This window comes from Urbifossiella limnaea (genome assembly GCF_007747215.1).
Classification (GTDB): Bacteria; Planctomycetota; Planctomycetia; order Gemmatales; family Gemmataceae; genus Urbifossiella; species Urbifossiella limnaea.
On the sequence record NZ_CP036273.1, the window covers coordinates 3,527,383 to 3,546,010 of the forward strand.

Genomic DNA, 18,628 nt, shown 5'->3' on the forward strand with positions numbered 1-18,628 from the left:
CCGGCGAGTGCCAACGCCCCGTCACTCGACGCGGCCGCCCACGCCGGCGACGCCAGCGCCAGCGCGATTCCCGATCCAGGACGCGACGTAACGCCAGCCGGCACGCCACACTGCAGAAGCGACGGCTCGAACCCTCGGACCGGACCGCGAACTCCACGTGGCACCCCGGCCGATGACACGAGCACGCCGCGAAATCTTCGGGGATTTCCGCCGGGCGCTGGCCCTCGCACGCCGCCGTGGTCGCCGTCGCAACAACGGCAGGTTCCATCGCCGCCGCTCGCTCCTGTCGTCGCAGACGATACCGAACGTGCTGCGCCCGCCGCCGCTCCCGACCCGACTCGCTCACCCGATACCGACGACTGGCCCGCCACCGCCGCCACTGCTGCGCCGACCGCGCACACGCCTCGCGGCAGTACCGCGACTGCGGACGCGACGGCACAAACGCCTGCTCGCACCCCTTGAGCAGGCACCGGCGAACCCGAGAACGACGCCCCGGCTCTGGCCGAAGCGGTGTCGAACAGTGAAATGACACGGGCCTTCAGGGAGGCTTGTCCCCGACGGTCAAGTCTCGGAGCCAGGTTGACGCCTGGCTCCGAGGCGACTTCTTGCGGGTGGATCCAGTTCACATCACGAAGTGCTTCCAGACTACCACACCGCCCGGCCCACCCGTCCCCGCGAACGACACGCCCACTCCCGCGCCCTGGCTCGGGCCACACCGCGATCAGCCGCGCGCGCCCTGGCCCGGGCCACACCGCGAAAATGGCCCGGTCTTAAGCCGCTGCCGACAATCCTGGCCACCAAGCACGCCCTGGAGACCCGGGGGGCCGGCGGTTCGTGACGGGGGGTGTCCGATGGCGTGGGGCAAAACCGACTACGAGGCCCTGACCGCCCGCGAGGCGTTCGGGAAGCTGACCCTCGACGACCTCCGGCCGCTGGCCGAGCTGGTCGCCGCCGACCCGCCGACGAAGAAGAGCGACATCGTCCCGCTCCTGGCCCGGGTGATGACGAACGAGGCCCGGGTCCGCGAGCTGTACGACGGCCTCGACCCGCTGTCGCGGGACGCCGTCCGGGTGGCCGCGGCCGACGCCAACGGGCGGCTCGACCGGGAGAAATTCCGGGCGTGGTTCGGCGAGCCGCCGCGGTTCGACGAGCCCGGCCCGGCTCCCCGGGGCCGGGCGTACGGGTACGGACGGTCGCAGCGACCGCCGACCCCGCTGCGGCTGTTCTTCCCCCGGTTCGACTACCTGCCGACGGACACCCGGGACATCCTCCGCGGGTTCGTCCCGCCGCCCGACGCGTTCGCCGTCCCGACCGTCGACGCCCCACCGGCGACCCACATCCTGTACGAGCAGGTCTGGCACGACCGGGGCAGCGTCAAGGAGGAGAAGGAGGAGCCGGTCCGGGTGCGGGAGACGGCGTCCGAGGCGGAGGCCGACGTCCGGGCGGTGCTCCGGCTCGTCGACGCCGGCAGGCTCCGGGTGACGGACAAGAAGCTGATCCCGACCGAGGCCGCCCGGCAGGCGGTGGCCGGGGTACTGGCCGGCGGCGACTTCTACGCCCCGGACGACGCCTCCGAGTCCAGGTACGACCCGGCCGCGGACATCTCGATCAAGGCGTTCGCCTGGCCGGTGCTGGTGCAGGCCGGCGGGCTGGCCGAGAAGAGCGGGGACGCTCTGAAACTCACCGCGGCCGGAAAGAAGGCCCTGACCGCCCCGCCCGCGGACGTGCTGCGCAAGCTCTGGGCGGCCTGGCTGAAGACCCGGCAGTTCGACGAGTTCGCCCGGGTGGACGCGATCAAGGGGCAGGGCCGGGCACGGATGAGTGCCGCCGCCGGGAGGCGGAAGCTGGTGGCCGACGCCCTGGCCGCCTGCCCGGCCGGGCGGTGGTTCACCGTGGAGGACTTCTTCCGGCTCTTGCGGGCGACGGGGCGGGAGTTCGTGGTCGCCAACGCGGCCCACGCGCTGTACATCGCCGAGCACTACTACGGGAACCTGGGGTACGACGACGAGCACGCCTGGGAGCAGCTTCAGGGGCGGTTCGTGCTGGCCTTCCTGTTCGAGTCCGCCGCCACCCTCGGAGTGGTCGACGTGGCCTACGTTCCGCCGCAGGGGGTACGGCACGACTTCCACGGCCGGTGGGGGGCGGACGAGTTCGAGTGCCTGTCCCGGTACGACGGGCTCTTGTGCCTGCGGGTCAACCCGCTCGGGGCGTGGCTGCTTGGGACCACCGACGCATACCGTCCGGCGGCCCCGGCCCGGACCGGGGTGCTGCGGGTGCTGGCCAACCGGGACGTGGTCGCCGCCGGCCCGCTCCCGGCGGCCGACCGGCTGACCCTGGGGCGGTTTGCCGACCCGGCGTCCGAGGGGGTGTGGAAGCTGTCGGCCGAGAAGATCCTCGGGGTGGTCGAGAAGGGCGGGAGCGTGGACGAGCTGGAGCAGTTCCTGGCGTCGCGGGCGGCGGGGGAAGTGCCCCGCACGGTCACCACCTTTCTGGCCGACCTGCGGGCCAAGGCCGGCCGGCTGGTCGACGCCGGGCCGGCCCGGCTGATTGCGTGTGCCGACGAACACATAGCGGCCGAGCTGGCGTCCGACCGGCGATTGAAGGGGATGTGCCTTCGGGCCGGGGACAGGTTCGTGGTGGTCCGTGAGTCCGATCTGGACGCGGTACGGAAGGTGGCCTGGCGGCTCGGTTTCGTCTGGCCGGTCCCGCCCGGGTGAGGGCCTGGGGTGGAACCCGGATGCCGGCTTTGCAGCGTGCCGTTCCCCTCGTCTGGCTGTCAACCGTCAGCGATTAGTCGCTGCAATTCTTCCCAGTTCACAAGCGACTCGAAGCCCCTGCCGCGGAACCGCGACCGGATCGCCGGAGAGCTGCGCGGGATGGTGGAGAAGTGGAAGGCCGCCGGCCGGCCGCCGGACGAGGCGGCCCGGCACCCGTCGTTCCCCGAGTGGGCCAGGGAGGTGGGCGGGATCTTGATGGTGAGCGGGTTCGAGGGGTTCCTGGCGAACCGGGTGACGCGGCTGTCGGAGGACGATCCGGTCCGACGGGGGTTGGCGCTCCTGGGGGCGGCGTACCCGGCCGCGTGGGACCGGACCGACGACTGGGCCGCCCGGGTGGCCAAACTCGGGCTCACGAAGGTGTGGATCCCGGTCGCGGACCAGGACACGGCCGACGGGCGGGTCCGGGGGACGGGCGTCGTGCTGTCGAACCACGCGGGGGAGACCGTCGTGGCCGAGACCGAGGACGCGCTCATCACGCTCCAGTTGCAGAAGGCCCGCCGCCGATTCGAGGGCGGCGAGCCGCAGACCCGGTATCGGTTCGACGTCGTCGACCGGCGTCCGATCCCGGTCGACGCGGACGAGTAGAAGGACTCGGCCGGGGGCGGATTTTCTGCCCCCGGCTTGTCGGGCAATCACAGAACGCACAGGGCGTACTCCGGTCGCCGCGGGCGGGCCGGAAGGGGTAACGAGCAGACGAGTGCGAATCCGCAATGAAGCAGGGGCGAAAACGCCTCTGAGGGCCTCCCCCCAAGGGAGGCCCGACGTGCCGAAAAGCCAGGACACCCATCTCAGGTTGGCGTTCCGAGCTTGCAGAGTAGGGGTGTCTGAAGGAATGTACATGCCGGTCCAAGCTGACCAGAGGTTAGCGTCTCCATCGACTGCCAGTGGATCTCGACGAGGTCCGACCATCACCCCCGAAGCGGTCGAGGCGACACTGTCTCGGATGCCGCTGCGAGATTACCAGAAAGATGCCGTCCGGGCGTACTTCGCCGGCATCCGGGACCGCAACAAAGTCAAAGTGGTCGAGTTGCCCACCGGCACCGGCAAGACCTGGGTCGGCGTCGCTGTCGCCGCCTGTCTGATGGAGGCCGGGCAGACGGTCCTTTGGGTGTGCAAGAGCCGGCGGCTGTTGCGGCAGGCCGCCGGCGAGTTCGCCCGCTACTTCCCCGAGTACGCCGGCCGGGTCCGGTGGCTCGACAGCAAGCGGTGTCCTGGGCGGCTGCTTCGCGGCGGCCTGGTGTTCACGACGTTGCAGTCCTGGCACCGCCGGCGGCACCGGCTCCCGGACACGATCTCCCCCGCCGCGAACCCGGCGGTGGTCTGGGACGAGGTCCACTGGGCGTTCCACAAGTCGATCGGGCGGTCCTTCCGCGAGGTGTACCGGAGGCAGGTGCCGATCCTCGGCCTGAGTGCGACGCCAATGGCGTCGAACTGGGCCGAAGTGATCTACCGGAAGACGCCCGAGGACTTTTTCGGGACGGTGCTGGCCACCCCCGAGTTCGAGCATGTGGAAACCGGGGTGGTCTGGACCCCGGACGTGCGGCGCGATGAGTTCACCTCCGATTCGCTCCGGGTGCTGGCGGCCGACGGCGGCCGGAACGCTCTGGTCGTGGGCAAGGTGGTCGAACTACTGACGACCGGCCGGGCCAAGAGCATCCTAAGCAGTTGGCCCCGATTGCGTACCATGTTTCATGATCCGCGTTCACCTCACCGTTGCGACGCAGTCCGAGTTGCAGGCTCTCCGGCGGGACCCCCTCCCGCCCCGGGTACGGGATCGGCTGGAGATGGTCCTGCTGTCCGACGCCGGGTGGTCCCCGCCCCGGATCGCCCGGCACCTCGGGTGTGACCCGCAGACCGCCCGGGCCGTGATCCACGGGTTCAACGCCCGGGGGGTGCCGGCCCTCTACCCCGGCAAGCCCGGGCCGGCCCCCAACTACGCCCGCCGGGATCAGGTGGCCGCCCGGCTGACCGACCTGCTCGGCCAGGACCGGACGTGGACGGCGGCCCAACTGGCCGACGCCCTCCGCCCCAACGGGATCCGGCTCCGTGCCCGTCAGGTCCGTCGGTACCTCGCCCGACTGCGGGCCGGGTACCGGCGGACGGCCTCGACCCTGGAGCACAAGCAGAACCGGCCCAAGGTCGCCCGGGCGGCGGCCGTCCTGGGCGGCCTGCAACGGAAGGCCCGGGAGGGCCGGCTGGTCCTGGACTATCTCGACCAGTGCGGGTTCGCCCCGTCGCTGCCCGGTGGGTACTCGTGGTGCCTGCCGGGCCAGCGGAAGCGGGTCCGGTACGAGTACCCCCAAGGTCGGCGGGTCAACGTCCTGGCCACCTACGAGCCGCTCGGCCCGGCCCCCCGCTTGGATGCCGTGCCGTTCGAGCGGACGCTCACGTCGGACGACCTCGTGGCCTACCTGCGGGGGAGGCCCGCGGTCGGGCGACCCCGGGTGGTGGTTCTGGACAACGCCCCGATCCACACCAGCAAGGTGGTCAAGGCCGCCCGGCCCGAGCTGGCGAAGTCGGGGGTCTACCTGTACTACCTGCCGGCGTACAGCCCCGAGTTGAACCGGATCGAGGCCGTGTTCAAGCAGGTCAAGCACCACGAGATCCCGACCCGCAGTTACGCCACCCGGTCCGATCTGCGGGCGGCCGTCGAGCAGGGCTTCAACTCATATGCCCAAAAGCTCCGCCCAGAACCTGGGAAACAACTACGGCCGGCTGCTTAGTGTTCGCCGCCAACATCCCCCTCGCCCAGGAACTCGCCCGGCGGCTGTCCGAGTCGGGTGTGCCGGCCAGGGCCGTCCACTCGCAACAGTCCGTCCGCGAGCAGGAAGAGGCCGAGCGGCTGTTCAGGACCGACGCGGTGAACGTCCTGGTGAACGTGGACCAACTGACCGAGGGCTTCGACCACCCGCCGGTCGACGCCGTGCTGCTCACCCGCCCCACCCGCAGCCTCCGGCGGTGGGTTCAGATGGTCGGCCGGGGTGCCCGAATGGCCCCGGGCAAGGACACCTTCCTGGTGGTGGACTTCGCCGACAACATCACCCGGTTCGGCGGCGAGGTGGTGCGGGCCGGCACGGTCTACCCGTCGCTGGCTCGGGAAGCGAGGCCGCGTACGTACCACCCCCCGGCCCGCCACACCGAGCCGCCCGACGTCCCGAAGTTCGAGAACTACGTGATCCCCGGGTTCGGGACGATCACGATCGCGCTGGGGCAGACGTTCGGGTTCGAGATCGAGCTGACGGCGCGGGATGACGTCCCCGACGTCGGACCCGAATGGCGGCGGGTCGCCCGGAGCCTGATCGACCACCTGGGCCGACACGTCACCGCCCCGGTCCACCCGGAGCCGCTGACCGGCAAGGGCGGGCCGCTCACCGCCTGGCGGGTCACGTACGACGGCTCGGCGGGCTGGGAGGTCGTCAGCCCAATTCTCGTGGACGCGGGCGGGGTCGACGAACTTCAGCGGGCGTGTCGGGCGATCACCGAACTGGTTGAGGGGAGCGGCGGCGAGGTGCGCGTCAACCACCGCACCGGGCTGCACCTGGCGCTGGCGACCCGGCTGGACACGGACGACCGGCACCGCGGGTTCGTGAAGCTCGTCCAGCGGCTAGAACCCGGGCTGTTCACTCTCGTCGCCCCGTCGCGGCTCTACCCCTTCGACCTGCACGGGGGCGGGTATTCTCGCCGTGCGGGGAACGAATTCTGCCTGCCGCTCCGCGGCCTCGGCGAGCCCGACCAGCTCGACCTGGGCGGGTTCGTGCGGGCCTACCGGAATCGCTACCACACCGTCAACCTGACCAAGGCCCGGGGCGGCGTGCCGCTGCTCGAAGTGCGTATGCACCACGGCACCCACGACTTCAACAAGATCGCACTCTGGCTGTCGCTGTGGATGCAGTTGTTCAACGCCGCCCACTACAAGTGGGGCGGCCCCGCCCGGCCGGGGCTCGTGTTTCCCGGGCGCAACCGCCGGATCGCACTGGCCGACGTTCAACAGGAGGACATCGTCGCCCTCCTGAAGGCCGAGGGCGTCCTGCTCACCCCCGAGTTCGAACGCCTGCTGCGGGACAGGCGGACAGAGTTACGACCGGCCTGGGAGAAGGTGATGTGGAACCGGGTCGGGCGGTGGAAGGCGGACGGCTGGTACGACTGACACGGGTCGGTCTCGCACAAGTCAACGGCCTCTGTTGACCCGATAGGGTGGGACGCGATACGGTGTTCGGCTCGGACCCAGATACGAAGAACGCCGGCCGAGCTGTTTTTGCGGACAGCGCTCGGCCGGCGTCCAGGAGAAAACGACGTGAGTGTACGCGCTTCCAAGAGGGCGGTCAAGAACGGTACGGCCGACGAGCCCAGCCCGACGACGACGGGGGATCAGTTTTCAAAACCACTTTTAGGATCAAGACCCACGCCCGCTCGTGGGGAGGGCGTACGGGGTCGCGCCCCGGCGTCGAAGCGGTTGGCCGGCTGCCTGCCGGCGTTGCTCGCCGGCACCCCGAACGGCAGCGCCACCGGTGCGCCGCGGTTCCTATCGCCGCGTGAGGAGCCCACGTTCAACTCGCTCACCCAGGGGGAGGACGAGGACGAGTCGGACGGCGAGTACCTCGACCCGGGCTCACCCCCCGACTTCGTCGGGAGCAAGTACCAGCGGACCGCCGGCGACGGCCAGCCCGGCACGTTCGGCCCCGACTGGGTCGCGCGCGTCACCGGGTCGAACAAGGCCGAGTACCTGGTCCTCGCCCAGATCGCGTACTGGTTCGCCGCGACCAAGAAGGGCAAGTTGAAGGTGACAGTGTTCTGGCAGGACCGGTGGTGGCTGTACAAGTTCTACAGGCAGCTGGCCGCGGACGTCCGGGTGCTGACCCCGTCCGAGGTCCGCTGGGGGGTCCGGTCGCTCGTGAAGAAGGGAATCCTAATCACGCACTACAACCCGGGGCGGCGGAAGCCCAAGCTGTACCGGATCGACCCGGGGGTGGTCGGCGAGCTGGACGAGGCGGCCGAGCGGCGTATCGAGGCGGCCGGGCGGAAGCAGGAGGATTGGTGATGGTGGCGCTGAATCGTGACTGGGCGAAATCGCACTGTGAGGGCGGTGTGATACGCCAGGGGGGTGGCGTCGTACGCCAGGGGGGTGGCGTACGACGTCAGGGGGGTGGCGTACGACGCCAGTCCATCTAAGAGAGATTACCCAGAAGGCTACCACCAGAGATCACCATTCAGAGACAAGAATTGACTGGGCTCCGGCTCCGCCGGGAGCGAGGCCCTTTTCTTGTTTTGTCGGAGACGATGGTCATGACCGACGCGACCGGGTCCGCACCGACCGACGACTCCGTCTCCGATCAGGCTCTCGGGCTCGACACCCGGCCGTGCCCCGACCCGGACTCGTGTCCGACGGCGGGAAGCAGAACCTGGTGACGTGCGACTTCATCACCGACGGGCGGGTGCTGCGAGCGGGCGAGTGATGACCCATTGTGTGACGCGATCCGAGTTAATCCAAAAACCACTTTTGAGGTATCTTTATGCCGGCGACGACGATCAAGCATCCGGGGGCAACCCCCGCGTTCCTGGCGCGGGTGTACCAGTTCGAGCGCGACCGGCTGACGCGGATCATCCCTGCCGCCGGGAACGGGTACGTCCTCCCGGCCGTCTGGTCGCCCGACCACAGCGTCTGGCGGAAGCTCCGCTCGGCCGCCGGTGCCCGCGGGCTCGACCCCGCCCGGTACGTCCGGTGGTGTCTGGACGCCCCGCAGGTGGGCTACCCGCCGAAGGTGCCCGAGCCCAACCGCCTCCTGGAAGCCCGGCGGCTCGACCTCTACGAGGGCACGCTGCCGACGGTCCGGCTGGAGATCGCGGGTCAGTTCAGGCGGGAGAAGGAGACCGCCCGCCGGAACCTCACCGTCCGCCAGCAGGCGCATGGTCAGAAGCCCGAGTTCGCCCAGATCAACGTCGTCGCCGACGGCGGCCACCTCGACCTCAGCCCGCTGTTCTGCTACGTGCTGGCCCGCGACATCGGCACCAACAAGCTGTTGCGCATCGCCCGGCGGCTGGAGGGGGACGCCCTCTTCCAGTTCGGCCGCGACGCGGAGGAGAACGCGGCCGTGTACGGGGTCGACGGGCACCTGCCCGACGGGTTCACAACGCGGGCCGCCGAGTTCTACGCGAGCCTGATCGACGCGTTCGCGGCGCGGCACGACCGGGGGGTGCGGACGTGATTACTCGGTGCAACAGCCTTCGCCCCGACGGCGACGCCACCCCGGCTCAAGTCCAGTTCGAGGACAGCCGGGTGGCGATGGTGCTGGAGTCGTTCGGGTTGAGCAACAAGAAGTGGGAACTGCTGGACGCACACGAGCGGGAGTGCAACACCCGAACGCTGACCTTCGCCGGGTTCCGGCGGCGGTTCTCGACCTTCCCGGTCGTCCTCGACGCCCGGCACGTCGGCCGCCTCAGCGATCGGGTCGAGCTGGCGGATCTGTTCCGCCGGCCCGACAGGCTTTTCCTGACCGACCTGTACGCGGAGGCGCTGGCCCGGCACGGGGACGAGGCCGGCGGCCGGCCGGTCGGGCTGGTGGTCCCGTTCGGCGGCTACCGCGGCGGCGTGGTGATCCACAACGGGGCGGTCGACACCGGCGGGGTCCGGTTGCAGTACCCGATCCCGGGGGACGCCCCGCCGCACCGTCTGACGGCCGAGCCGTTCCACCAGCTCCTCGCGTACCTCGCCGCCGGCGGGTGGTGCCCGGACGGCCCCGGCGGCGACGACCTCCCGACCGCCCGGCCCGACCCGGCCGGGGTGACGGCGGTCGTCTCGCCGTGGATGGCCCAGCGGCTCGGCACCGGGCCGGCGTTCGCCCTGTACGTCTGGCTGGCCGGGCTGATGGGCTCCGCGTCCGCCCGGCACCGCGACTTCATCCGCCGCGGGAAGAACGGGGTGCGGTACTTGGCGGCGACCCGCGAGGAACTGACCGTGGCGAGCGGGCTGCCCCCGGACGCCGTCAAGCGCGGGCTTGCCCAGCTCCGGGAGCTGGGGCTGATCCTCACGCGCCGGGGGGACGGGCGGACGTTCGTTGTCCTGGTTCCGCCCGACGAGGCCGACGGCGAAGGCGGCGGCTGACTGCTCCGAGGGCGTGTTCGGCGCGGCGGACGGGGCCGGCCCCTCGCTCCGGCCCTTGGTCGGGGTGGGATCGCCACGACGCGAGGGTCAGGGACGCAGGCAAGGTGTACCCGCGGGCCGGCCGCGGGCATAAGACGCCGGGGACGAGCCCGCAGTGGGACTCGGTGCTTATCCCGGTGGACCCGTGCCGACCAACAAGCCCGCGAGCCCGGACCAGGTGGCGACGGCCGTCGCCGCCCTCCGGTCGTTCTGGGAGACCGGGCGGGCGAGCTGGGGCCGGGTCGGAGCGACGGATGACGAGGCCCCGGCGGTTACGAAGAAACGGGCCGCACGAAGGCGGAAGCAAGTCGGCTACGTCCACGGGAACAAGACCGAGCTGCTCAAGCGGGCGGCGGCCGACGAGGGGATGAACCACGACACCCTGGCCAAGGCGTGGAAGGCGTCGCGGCTCTACACCAGTGAGCAGGTCGAGGAGCTGTGCGGGCTGGTCGAGCGGCACGCGGCGCGGTTCGGCCCGACCCACCTGACCCGGGTGATGGCGGTCGCCGACGCGAAGAAGCGGGACGCCCTGACCCGGAAGGCGGTCCGCGGGCGGTGGGGGGTGACCCGGCTGGAGCGGGCGGTCCAGGCGGTCAACGGCCGGCGGGAGCACGTGGGCAACCGGCCGCAGATCCCGGACGCCCGGCCCGAGCTGCTGCACGCGCTCATCGCCCTGTGCGAGAAGTGGCGGCGGTTCGGCGCCGCGGCCGGGGCGAAGCTGTCGGACGAGTTGAAGGTCGTGGTCGGGCGGGCGGCGAAGGCCGTCGAGCGGGTCCAGGCGGTCGCCGCTGCCGAACTCGCACCCGCCGGCCCGACTGGCCCGGCGACAACCAGGACGTGACGCACGTCGCTCCGGGGCTGGTAGGGTCTACGCAGCGGCCCCGCTCGGCTCGAACAGCTTGAGTTTCCCCCTCGGGGTCATCCCCCGGGACTTCTTCCCCGCGAGCAGCTGCCACGCCTTCACCGCCGCGACCAGCCGCTTCTGGGCGGCCGTTAGCAGCCGCTCCCGGGCCTCCCGCACCCCCGGGTGGTCGGCCGTCTGGGCGGCGACCCGGGTGGCCCGGTCGTGGCTGAGCCGGGCGACCACCACGGCCGACGCCAGCACCCGGTCCAGGGCCGACGGGGCGTCGCCCAGCAGCTCGGCCTTCATCGCCGCCGCCTCGTCCCGGGCCGCCCGCTCGGCCACGGGGTCGCCGAACCCGACCGCCGCCACCCACGCGGCCTCGGCCTTGGCCGCCAGGTCGTCCAGCGCCCGCACCTCGGGCCTCAGCGCCGGGAACTTCTCCAGCCAGCGGGCGATGCTGTCGACCGCCTCGGGGTGCCCGTGGCTCGCGTGGATGGTCAGGAGCTTGATCATCTCCCGGGCGTGGTGCGGGCAGGTGGCGATCGACCACTTACGCGTTCCGCCCTTCGGCTTCCTTGCCACGTCGCTTCCTCCATTCCCCGCGGCGGCGTTCGTGCCCGGTCAGCACCAGCCAGGCCGCGGACAGTGCCTCGGCCGCCGCGGTCAGCTCGGCGGCCAGGCGGTCGGCCTCGGCCGTGGCCGCCCGCTCCTCCCGGATGACCTTCCACGCCGCCTGTCGGGCCTGCCGCCGCTGCTCGACCACGGCGGCGGCGAGGTGGCCGGCCGTCCGGCGGCCGAAGTACAGCTTCCTGACCCCCGCCGGGGTGCGGACGCTCAGGTAGAAGTACCCGGTCCCCGAGCCCCGCTTCTTGCGGTCCCAGCCCACGGCGTCCCCCCGGGTTGCACTACAGTAACGCAACCCCCGCATTATCCGCGATGACCGCGGTGGTGGGCCAGAGCAACGGGCCGGTGAGGGCGCGGAAGACCGGCTTCGCCTCGGGCATCATGCCCGGCCGGCGGGGTGTGTCGTGCCCGCCAGGTCATCGTCCCGAGCGAGGCCGCCGTGCCCACCGTCCGAGTCGCTGTGGTCCAGGCCGGGTCGGTCCTGTTCGACACCGCCCGCACGCTGGAGAAGCTCGCCGCCCTCACCGCCGACGCGGCCGGCCGTGGGGCGCGGCTGGTGGTGTTCCCGGAGGCGTTCGTCGGCGGCTACCCGAAGGGGCTCGGGTTCGGCGCCCGGATAGGCTCCCGCTCGCCCGAGGGCCGCGAGGAGTTCCGCCGGTAATTCGACGCCGCGGTCGAGGTGCCCGGCCCGGCCACCGCCGCCATCGGGGCGGTCGCCCGGGAGCTCGGCGTCCACCTGGTCGTCGGGGCGGTCGAGCGGGCCGGCACGACGCTCTACTGCACCGCCCTGTTCTTCGGCCCGGACGGGTCGCCGCTGATGGACCTGACGAGCGGGCGTCCCACCTACGCCGGCGCGTGCTCCAGGGGTTCCGTCCCGGCGAGACCGGCCCCGCCGCCGGCCGGGCCACTGGCGCAAGTCGTTTGCCGGTCCGTCGCTACTCCTTGGCGGCTCGGCCGACGCGCTTGACGGCAGGTTTCCCTCTCCCTATCTCGTTCCGTTTCCTGTCCAGCGGAGGTGGGCGGCGATGACGTTTGCGGAGACGGTTGCGGAGTTGTGGGCCAAGCACCCGAAGGCGGATCTGAGCCCGTCGGTGAAGCGCGGCACGGCCTTCACACGGGCCGCACGGATCGACTTCAAGCCGGACAAGGGCGGGGTGCACTCCGGGAAGGACGCGGACGGGACCGAGGTGCTGGTGTACTTCAACGACACCGCGAACGTGATCAGCTGCACCGAGATCGAGTCCGACCTCGGCCCCGGCGAGTAGTTCCCGCGGTTCGCTCACGCCATCGCCGCCCGGTCGGAGGAGACCCTCCGCCGACCGGCAGCGGTCGCTAACAGGCGAGTCACCCGTCTGGCGGGAGGCGCGGGTTGCTAGTATCCGCCCGGACCCCGCCCCGAGGCCGCCATGTTCCGCTACCCGCTCGAAACAATCGTCCTGGTCTTCGTCCTCTTCTGGATTCTCGGGGCGTTTATCGTCCCGTTCGGCGGCCCCTTCATCCACCTCATCCTCCTCCTCGTCCTGGTGGTGATCGTGCTCCGCGTGCTCGGTGGCCGCCGGCGAGGCTGACCCGGTCGCCCGCCTTGACGATACCCCTCACGACTACCGACATGACGGTCCCGGAGTCCGCTGCATGACGCCGTTCGTTCGTCCCGACCGCTGCTGCCCGAAGTGCCAGCACAAGGGCTATCTGTTCCGGGCCAGACGGACGGTCGAGGCTGTGGACGGCAAGTTCGTCGAGACCAAGTACCGGTGCCGGGGGTGCCCGCATCAGTGGTGGGAGCGGGTTCCGGCACCGTCCGAGCAGAAGCCGACGGACGAGGCGGCGTGACATCGGGGTCATCGACCACTCCGGGAAGGCGACGACCTGCCACTACGGGGCGGTGGCCGCGAAGGAGCCGCGGGATGCCGAGGTCGAGGACGCCTGTCGCCTACTCGGCCGGCGGTTCGCCGAGTGGGTGGAGGTGGTGGCCGACGGGCGGAAGGACCAGCACCCGCTGAACAAGCCCGAGTCGCGGACGCTGCCGGGGTGACGGCCGGCGGGGTGTGGAGGACCGACCATGCGTGCGGCGACTGCGAGCTTACTTCTCACGCTGTATGTGGCGTCGCACGCGCGCGGCATACCACCTGCCGCGTCCGACGACCCACCTGCCCGGTTCACCGTCACCACCCGGAAGGCGGACGACACGGTGGCGGTCGGCGGCGACCGGGAGCGCACCACGCTCGACGTAAAGAGCCCGTCGGGGATCAGCCGGGCGGTGGTCGAGCGGACGGGCGACGCCTGGCCGAAGGCCGTCGTCGTGCGGCTACACCTGAAGGGGCTGGAGAACCTGAAGGTGTCGGCCGGGGCGGTCGCGGTCGGGGCCGCCGCGGGGGTCCGGGACGGCAAGGTCGAGGCCCGGCAGTGGGTGCCGGACAAGGACGAGACGCCGCTCGCCCCGGCCGACCCCCGCCGGCTGGCGATCCGGGTGCTCGGCAAGGACGGGAAGACGGCCGCCGGCGTCCCGCTCGACGGCGGGCAGTTCGAGGTCACGCTCCCGGCCGCGTTCCTCCGCGACAACCCGAAGTCGTTGTTGATCGAGTGGATCGACTTCTACCGCTGACCCTGGTCGAGTCGTGGGCGATCCCCGGGTGGACGACGGACCCGGTCAGGGCATCGGTGACGATCGCCCCGGTCCCGGCGAACACCAGCACGACGGTGCCGATCGACTCGGCGGCGAGGCGGCGACGGAGGGCGATCATCGGGTGTTACGGCTGCCGCGGTGAGTGCGGAACGTCTCGGGTCGCGTCGGCGGGCGACACGACGGTCCGCGGTGCCAGACGGCACACCGCTTCGGGATCGCCCAGTTCGATCTGGACAGTCGCGTGAGCGATCCCGAAACGGTGCGCGAGTTCCCCGGCGAGTCGGTCGAGGAACGCGTCGCCGGGGTGACCCCGCGGGGTGACCAGGTGTACGGTTAACGCGACCTCGGTGGTGCTCATGCCCCAGACGTGGAGGTCGTGGACGTCACGCACCTCGGGGAGGCCGCGGAGGAAGGCCGACACTTCGCCCGGGGCGATGCCGGCCGGGACGGCGTGCAGCGACAGCAACACCGACTCTTTGAGCAGGCCCCAGGTGCCGGCAAGGATCACCAGGCCGATGACCAGCCCGATCGCCGGGTCGAGCCACGCCCACCCGGTCCACCACATGCCGACCCCGGCCAGCACCACGCCGACCGAGACCCCGGCGTCCGCGACCATGTGCAGGTACGCACCCCGCACGTTCAGGTCGGCCTGCCGACCCCTCATCAGCATCAGGGCCGTCGCCCCGTTGATCAGCACGCCCGCCGCCGCGACGCCGATCATGGTCGGCCCGCCGACCGCGACCGGCTCGCCGAGCCGGCAGACCGCCTCCCACACGATGCCGCCCACGGCGACGAGCAGCAGCATGGCGTTGCCGAGGGCGGCGAGGATTGTCGAGCCCCGCAGCCCGTAGGTGAGCCGCTCCGACGGCCTGCGCCTCGCCAGCACGAGAGCGACCCAGGACAGCACCAGCCCGATCACGTCGCCGAAGTTGTGCCCGGCGTCGGCCAGCAGGGCCAGCGAGTTGGCGTACAGCCCGGCCGCGACCTCGACCGCCACGAACCCGAGGTTGAGGGCGACGGCGACGAGGAACACCCGGCCCGTCGCGTCCGCGGCGGGGTGGCCGTGCGCTCGACCGTGGTCGTGTGGGGGTGCGTTCATTCCGGGACGAGTTCCTCCGCCGCGGCCGGGGCCGTCAGGGCCAGCAGCGGTCCCCGCCCGACGGGCGGCTCGACCTGCCACGGGATCAACGCGGCCCGGCGGGTGTGTTCGGTGACGACCTCCCGCACGTACCGGGCCTCGTGCGCCCGCCGCGACACCAGCACCGGGTCGGTCACCGCGAGCGGCGTCAGGCACTGGTTGACGACCCACGCGAACGGGGCGATGCCGGCCCGCTTCAGGTCGGCCTGGAGCTTCGCCGCCTCGTGGACCGGGGTGGCTTCGGGCAGGGTGACGATCAGCACCCGCGTGAAGTCCGGGTCGCGGAGCCGGGGGAGCAGGTGCTCGACGGCCTCGGGCATCCCGCTCGCCTGCCGGGTCACCTCGCGGTGGTACGCCAGGGCCGAGTCGAGCAGCAGGATCGTGTGGCCGGTCGGGGCCGTGTCGAGGACCACGAAGCCGCCCGCGCCCCCGGCCACCGCTGCCGCGAACGCCCGGAACACCGCGATCTCCTCGGTGCACGGGGACCGCAGGTCTTCCTCCAGCATGGCCCGGCCCTTCGCGTCCAGATCCTTGCCCGCGGTGGCCATGCCCTCGGCCGCGTACGCCGCCGTCTCGGCCCGCGGGTCGATCCGCGACACGGTCAGGTTCGGCACCTCGCCGTTCAGGGCCGCGGCCACGTGGGCGGCCGGGTCGGTCGTGCTCAGCCGTACCGGGAGCCCGCGGTCGGCCAAGGCGACGGCCACCGCCGCGGCGACCGTCGTCTTCCCGACGCCGCCCTTGCCCATCGTCATGATGACGCCGTGCCCGTGGCGGGCCAGGTCGTCGATCAAAGACCCCAGCGGCGGCACGTCCGAGGCCGGCGTCGCGGGGGCGGTGGCGGGCCGCGGCGAAGTTGAACCCATTGCCCGCACGGCGTCGATCCCGACCAGCCCGTTCGGGGCGAGCGGGATCACCGTCCGCGGCAGGTGCGTCAGGCCCGTCGGCATGCGCGACACGGCCTCCTCCGCACGCCGCTCCATCGCCCGTGCGACGGGGTCGGCCGTCTCGACCGCCCGGAACACGCCGTTGACGACGAGGTGCTGGTTGCGGACGCCAAGGGCCGCCAGTTCGCCCGCGGTCCGCTCTGCTTCCCGCAACGCCGCCACATCCGGGCGCGCGACGAGGACGAGGGTGGTCGCCGCCGGATCGCCGAGGGCCTTGACTGTATCGGCGTAGAGCTTCTGCTGGGCCTGGAGCCCCGCGAGCGGCCCCAGGCACGAGGTTCCGGTCGTGTTGGCCGACAGGAAGCCGTCCCACGCGGACGGGAGCGACAGCAGCCGCAGCGTGTGGCCGGTCGGGGCCGTGTCGAACAGGACGTGGTCGAAGTCGCCGGTTGTGGCGGTGCCGCCGAGGAGCCGGGCGAACTCGTCGAACGCGGCGATCTCCAGCGTGCAGGAGCCGGAGAATTGCTCCTCCATGCTCGCCACCGCGGCATCGGGGAGCACCCCGCGGTACGGGGCCACCATGGCCTCCCGGTAGGCCTTCGCGGACGCCTCCGGGTCGATGTTCATCGCCTTCAGGTTGGAGACGCCCGGCACGGCGGTCGGCGTGTTGCCGAGTCGCACGCCGAGCACCTCGTCGAGGTTCGACGCCGGGTCGGTGCTGATGAGCAGCACCCGCTTCCCGGCGTCGGCCAGTTTCACCGCCGCGGCGCACGCGACGGAGGTCTTCCCGACCCCGCCCTTGCCGGTGAAGAACAGGACGCGGGTCGGGGGCTTCAGGAACTCCATGTCGCTACCTTCGGGTGCGGGTGGGTCGGGTCAGCAGCAGCCGGTGGAACCGCAGCACGAGCCGCCGGTCGGCTCGGCCACGGTCAGCGGCTTCGACTGCGACACGCCGCACCACGCGGCGAGCATCTCGCGGGCGGGGTAGACGCCCTTGCAGACGATGTGGCCGTCCACGCGGACCAGCGGGAGGGCGTGCTCGTGGTTCTCGCGGATGGCGTCCGTCACGTCCGGGTGGGCGACGAACGCCTGGGGCTGCTGGGCCAGGTTGTACCGCTCGACGGCGACGCCCTGGTCCTTGAGCCAGGCGAGGTCGGCGGCGAACCTCGGCAGCACCGGGTCGACCGTCGGGCCGCAGATCCCGGTCGAGCAGCACATCGGCTTGTCGAACACTTGCAGGGTGGCCACGGGTGTATCCTCCTGTCACGGGGGTGTGCGGAAACGGGACTCAGGACTTCACCGCGAACACGCGGACGCTCGCGGCGTACTCGTTCACGTCGAAGCGGGTCAGCAGTTGTGCCAGGCCCGGATGCAAATCGGGAGCCGCCTCCCCGGCCGCCCCGCAGCACGAGCCGGACGAGTTCGGGGCCGGCGAGCAGCAGCCCTCACCGCCCTCCACCTTCGCGTAGGCGTTCAGGTCCTTCCCGGCGTCGATCACCCGGACGCCCTCGAACCCGGCCTCGCGGAGCATCCGCTCGTAGTCCGCGACCGGGATCGCTCCGGCGACGCAGCCGACGTACGCGGCCACGCTCCCCGCCACCTCGTCCGGCAGCGGCCTCTTGAGGGCAATGTCGGACACCGCGACCCGGCCGCCGGGCTTCAGCACCCGGAACATCTCGCGGAACACGGCCGGCTTGTCCGGGGCCAGGTTGATCACGCAGTTCGAGATGATCACGTCGGCCGAGCCGTCGGCGAGCGGCATCGACTCCATCCGGGCGAGGTGGAACTCCGCGTTCGTGACGCCCGCCTTGATGGCGTTGAGGGTCGCCCGGCCGATCATCTCCGGCGTCATGTCGACGCCGACCGCCGTGCCGGTCGGCCCGACCTTCTTCGCGGCGAGGAGCACGTCGATGCCGCCGCCGCAGCCCAGGTCCACGACCACCTCGCCGGGCCGGAGGTTGGCCGTCGCGGTCGGGTTGCCGCACGACAGGCCCATGTTGGCCTCGGCGGGCAGCGCCGCGAGTTCGTCGGGGGTGTAGCCGAATGCCGCGGCGACCGCCGCCACCCCGGCATGGGCGTTCAACAGCCCGCTCGCGGCCACCGCCGCGTACTTCGCCCGCACCTTCTCCACCACGGACTCGGACATGACGGTCTCCTATTGTTTATCGTCGATGGACGATGATTCGGCCCAAAAAAGGCGGCTCACAGCCCGCCGACGAGCTCCTTGAGCCGTGCCAGCCCGTCCGCGTTGACGCAGTAGCACACCTTCGGCCCGTCGATCTCGCCCTGCACCAGCCCGGCCTCCTTGAGGATCTTCAGGTGCTGCGAGACGGTGGACTGGGCCAGCGGCATCTGATCGACCAGTTCGCCGCACACGCACGCCGTACGGGCGAGCAGGATGCGGAGGATGCGGACCCGGGCCGGGTGGGCGACCGCCCAGGCCAGTGCGGCCAACTGCGTGTCGGCCGCGGCGGAGTCGGGAACCGCACGGGCCGCGACCGCCGCCGGGACGCAGCAATCGGGCTCGGGATCGGCGGCGGTCTTCCGGTGTGGCGGCATAGGAGCTCTTTTATCGTCTATCTACGATGAACTATAGTGCC

Annotated in this window: 21 protein-coding genes and 1 pseudogene; 15 read left to right on the forward strand and 7 right to left on the reverse strand. The window is 71.6% G+C overall.

Going from position 1 to position 18,628, the window contains the following annotated elements:
* The first annotated feature begins 851 nt into the window (after nt 1-851).
* The 9 genes from ETAA1_RS14415 (at nt 852) to ETAA1_RS14455 (ending at nt 10,756) form a co-directional block, all read left to right on the forward strand.
* Complete coding sequence (locus ETAA1_RS14415; protein ID WP_145239467.1) at nt 852-2,717, forward strand: helicase-associated domain-containing protein; 1,866 nt, start codon at nt 852-854, stop codon at nt 2,715-2,717.
* Nucleotides 2,718-2,876: 159 nt separating this feature from the next.
* Nucleotides 2,877-3,362 (forward strand): hypothetical protein, encoded by a 486-nt coding sequence (locus ETAA1_RS14420; RefSeq protein ID WP_145239470.1) that lies wholly within the window; start codon nt 2,877-2,879, stop codon nt 3,360-3,362.
* A gap of 247 nt (nt 3,363-3,609) precedes the next feature.
* Nucleotides 3,610-4,623, forward strand: coding sequence for a DEAD/DEAH box helicase (locus tag ETAA1_RS14425; RefSeq protein WP_145239473.1), 1,014 nt, complete (start codon nt 3,610-3,612; stop codon nt 4,621-4,623).
* Nucleotides 4,562-5,500: an IS630 family transposase gene (locus ETAA1_RS14430; RefSeq protein WP_202920350.1), complete on the forward strand. Its 939-nt coding sequence runs from the start codon at nt 4,562-4,564 to the stop codon at nt 5,498-5,500. The genes ETAA1_RS14425 and ETAA1_RS14430 overlap by 62 nt, the downstream gene beginning before the upstream one ends.
* Complete coding sequence (locus ETAA1_RS14435) at nt 5,500-6,924, forward strand: helicase-related protein (protein WP_202920891.1); 1,425 nt, start codon at nt 5,500-5,502, stop codon at nt 6,922-6,924. The genes ETAA1_RS14430 and ETAA1_RS14435 overlap by 1 nt, the downstream gene beginning before the upstream one ends.
* 306 nt (nt 6,925-7,230) lie before the next feature.
* Nucleotides 7,231-7,815 (forward strand): hypothetical protein, encoded by a 585-nt coding sequence (locus tag ETAA1_RS14440; protein ID WP_145239480.1) that lies wholly within the window; start codon nt 7,231-7,233, stop codon nt 7,813-7,815.
* Between the two features lie 472 nt (nt 7,816-8,287).
* Nucleotides 8,288-8,980, forward strand: a complete 693-nt coding sequence (locus ETAA1_RS14445; protein ID WP_145239483.1) for a hypothetical protein — start codon at nt 8,288-8,290, stop codon at nt 8,978-8,980.
* Nucleotides 8,977-9,876 carry a hypothetical protein gene (locus tag ETAA1_RS14450; RefSeq protein WP_145239486.1) on the forward strand — a complete coding sequence of 300 codons (900 nt, stop codon included), beginning with the start codon at nt 8,977-8,979 and terminating at the stop codon, nt 9,874-9,876. The genes ETAA1_RS14445 and ETAA1_RS14450 overlap by 4 nt, the downstream gene beginning before the upstream one ends.
* Nucleotides 9,877-10,060: 184 nt before the next feature.
* Nucleotides 10,061-10,756, forward strand: a complete 696-nt coding sequence (locus ETAA1_RS14455) for a hypothetical protein (RefSeq protein ID WP_145239489.1) — start codon at nt 10,061-10,063, stop codon at nt 10,754-10,756.
* Nucleotides 10,757-10,783: 27 nt separating this feature from the next.
* Here ETAA1_RS14455 and ETAA1_RS14460 read toward each other — a convergent pair whose 3' ends face one another.
* Both ETAA1_RS14460 and ETAA1_RS14465 read right to left on the reverse strand, forming a co-directional pair.
* Entirely contained in the window at nt 10,784-11,341 is a 558-nt protein-coding gene (locus ETAA1_RS14460; protein ID WP_145239492.1) for a hypothetical protein, read from the reverse strand.
* Entirely contained in the window at nt 11,310-11,645 is a 336-nt protein-coding gene (locus ETAA1_RS14465; RefSeq protein WP_145239495.1) for a hypothetical protein, read from the reverse strand. Before ETAA1_RS14465 ends, ETAA1_RS14460 begins: the two co-directional genes overlap by 32 nt.
* Nucleotides 11,646-11,822: 177 nt before the next feature.
* Here ETAA1_RS14465 and ETAA1_RS32885 point away from each other — a divergent pair.
* The 6 genes and pseudogenes from ETAA1_RS32885 to ETAA1_RS14490 form a co-directional block, all read left to right on the forward strand.
* Nucleotides 11,823-12,200 (forward strand): annotated as a pseudogene (locus ETAA1_RS32885) (nitrilase-related carbon-nitrogen hydrolase); the annotation flags it as partial.
* 208 nt (nt 12,201-12,408) lie between these two features.
* Nucleotides 12,409-12,648, forward strand: a complete 240-nt coding sequence (locus ETAA1_RS14475) for a hypothetical protein (RefSeq protein ID WP_145239498.1) — start codon at nt 12,409-12,411, stop codon at nt 12,646-12,648.
* Nucleotides 12,649-12,789: 141 nt separating this feature from the next.
* Complete coding sequence (locus tag ETAA1_RS31930) at nt 12,790-12,951, forward strand: DUF5670 family protein (protein WP_202920894.1); 162 nt, start codon at nt 12,790-12,792, stop codon at nt 12,949-12,951.
* Nucleotides 12,952-13,015: 64 nt separating this feature from the next.
* Nucleotides 13,016-13,213 (forward strand): hypothetical protein, encoded by a 198-nt coding sequence (locus ETAA1_RS14480; protein WP_145239501.1) that lies wholly within the window; start codon nt 13,016-13,018, stop codon nt 13,211-13,213.
* Between the two features lie 52 nt (nt 13,214-13,265).
* Entirely contained in the window at nt 13,266-13,415 is a 150-nt protein-coding gene (locus ETAA1_RS14485) for a hypothetical protein (protein WP_202920895.1), read from the forward strand.
* Nucleotides 13,416-13,442: 27 nt separating this feature from the next.
* Nucleotides 13,443-13,985: a hypothetical protein gene (locus ETAA1_RS14490; RefSeq protein ID WP_145239505.1), complete on the forward strand. Its 543-nt coding sequence runs from the start codon at nt 13,443-13,445 to the stop codon at nt 13,983-13,985.
* A 145-nt stretch (nt 13,986-14,130) separates the two neighbouring features.
* Here ETAA1_RS14490 and ETAA1_RS14495 read toward each other — a convergent pair whose 3' ends face one another.
* From ETAA1_RS14495 to ETAA1_RS14515, 5 genes are read right to left on the reverse strand one after another with little or no spacing between them, the layout of a single operon-like run.
* Entirely contained in the window at nt 14,131-15,105 is a 975-nt protein-coding gene (locus ETAA1_RS14495) for a cation diffusion facilitator family transporter (protein WP_145239508.1), read from the reverse strand.
* Nucleotides 15,102-16,874: an arsenical pump-driving ATPase gene (gene arsA, locus ETAA1_RS14500; protein ID WP_145239511.1), complete on the reverse strand. Its 1,773-nt coding sequence runs from the start codon at nt 16,872-16,874 to the stop codon at nt 15,102-15,104. The genes ETAA1_RS14495 and arsA overlap by 4 nt, the downstream gene beginning before the upstream one ends.
* Before the next feature lie 30 nt (nt 16,875-16,904).
* Nucleotides 16,905-17,276, reverse strand: a complete 372-nt coding sequence (gene arsD, locus ETAA1_RS14505; RefSeq protein WP_145239514.1) for an arsenite efflux transporter metallochaperone ArsD — start codon at nt 17,274-17,276, stop codon at nt 16,905-16,907.
* Between the two features lie 40 nt (nt 17,277-17,316).
* Nucleotides 17,317-18,174, reverse strand: coding sequence for an arsenite methyltransferase (gene arsM, locus ETAA1_RS14510; RefSeq protein WP_145239517.1), 858 nt, complete (start codon nt 18,172-18,174; stop codon nt 17,317-17,319).
* A 56-nt stretch (nt 18,175-18,230) separates the two neighbouring features.
* The gene (locus ETAA1_RS14515) at nt 18,231-18,587 is read right to left on the reverse strand and encodes an ArsR/SmtB family transcription factor (protein WP_145239520.1); all 357 of its coding nucleotides are present in this window, start codon (nt 18,585-18,587) and stop codon (nt 18,231-18,233) included.
* Nucleotides 18,588-18,628 lie beyond the last annotated feature (41 nt).

Bases quoted from the DNA above. Each gene is read 5' to 3' on its own strand.
- ETAA1_RS14415 (WP_145239467.1), top strand. From the start codon at position 852: ATGGCGTGGGGCAAAACCGACTACGAGGCCCTGACCGCCCGCGAGGCG.
- ETAA1_RS14420 (WP_145239470.1), top strand. From the start codon at position 2,877: ATGGTGGAGAAGTGGAAGGCCGCCGGCCGGCCGCCGGACGAGGCGGCC.
- ETAA1_RS14425 (WP_145239473.1), top strand. From the start codon at position 3,610: ATGTACATGCCGGTCCAAGCTGACCAGAGGTTAGCGTCTCCATCGACT.
- ETAA1_RS14430 (WP_202920350.1), top strand. From the start codon at position 4,562: ATGGTCCTGCTGTCCGACGCCGGGTGGTCCCCGCCCCGGATCGCCCGG.
- ETAA1_RS14445 (WP_145239483.1), top strand. From the start codon at position 8,288: ATGCCGGCGACGACGATCAAGCATCCGGGGGCAACCCCCGCGTTCCTG.
- ETAA1_RS14475 (WP_145239498.1), top strand. From the start codon at position 12,409: ATGACGTTTGCGGAGACGGTTGCGGAGTTGTGGGCCAAGCACCCGAAG.
- ETAA1_RS31930 (WP_202920894.1), top strand. From the start codon at position 12,790: ATGTTCCGCTACCCGCTCGAAACAATCGTCCTGGTCTTCGTCCTCTTC.
- ETAA1_RS14480 (WP_145239501.1), top strand. From the start codon at position 13,016: ATGACGCCGTTCGTTCGTCCCGACCGCTGCTGCCCGAAGTGCCAGCAC.
- ETAA1_RS14490 (WP_145239505.1), top strand. From the start codon at position 13,443: ATGCGTGCGGCGACTGCGAGCTTACTTCTCACGCTGTATGTGGCGTCG.
- ETAA1_RS14495 (WP_145239508.1), bottom strand. From the start codon at position 15,105: ATGAACGCACCCCCACACGACCACGGTCGAGCGCACGGCCACCCCGCC.
- arsA (WP_145239511.1), bottom strand. From the start codon at position 16,874: ATGGAGTTCCTGAAGCCCCCGACCCGCGTCCTGTTCTTCACCGGCAAG.
- arsM (WP_145239517.1), bottom strand. From the start codon at position 18,174: ATGTCCGAGTCCGTGGTGGAGAAGGTGCGGGCGAAGTACGCGGCGGTG.
- ETAA1_RS14515 (WP_145239520.1), bottom strand. From the start codon at position 18,587: ATGCCGCCACACCGGAAGACCGCCGCCGATCCCGAGCCCGATTGCTGC.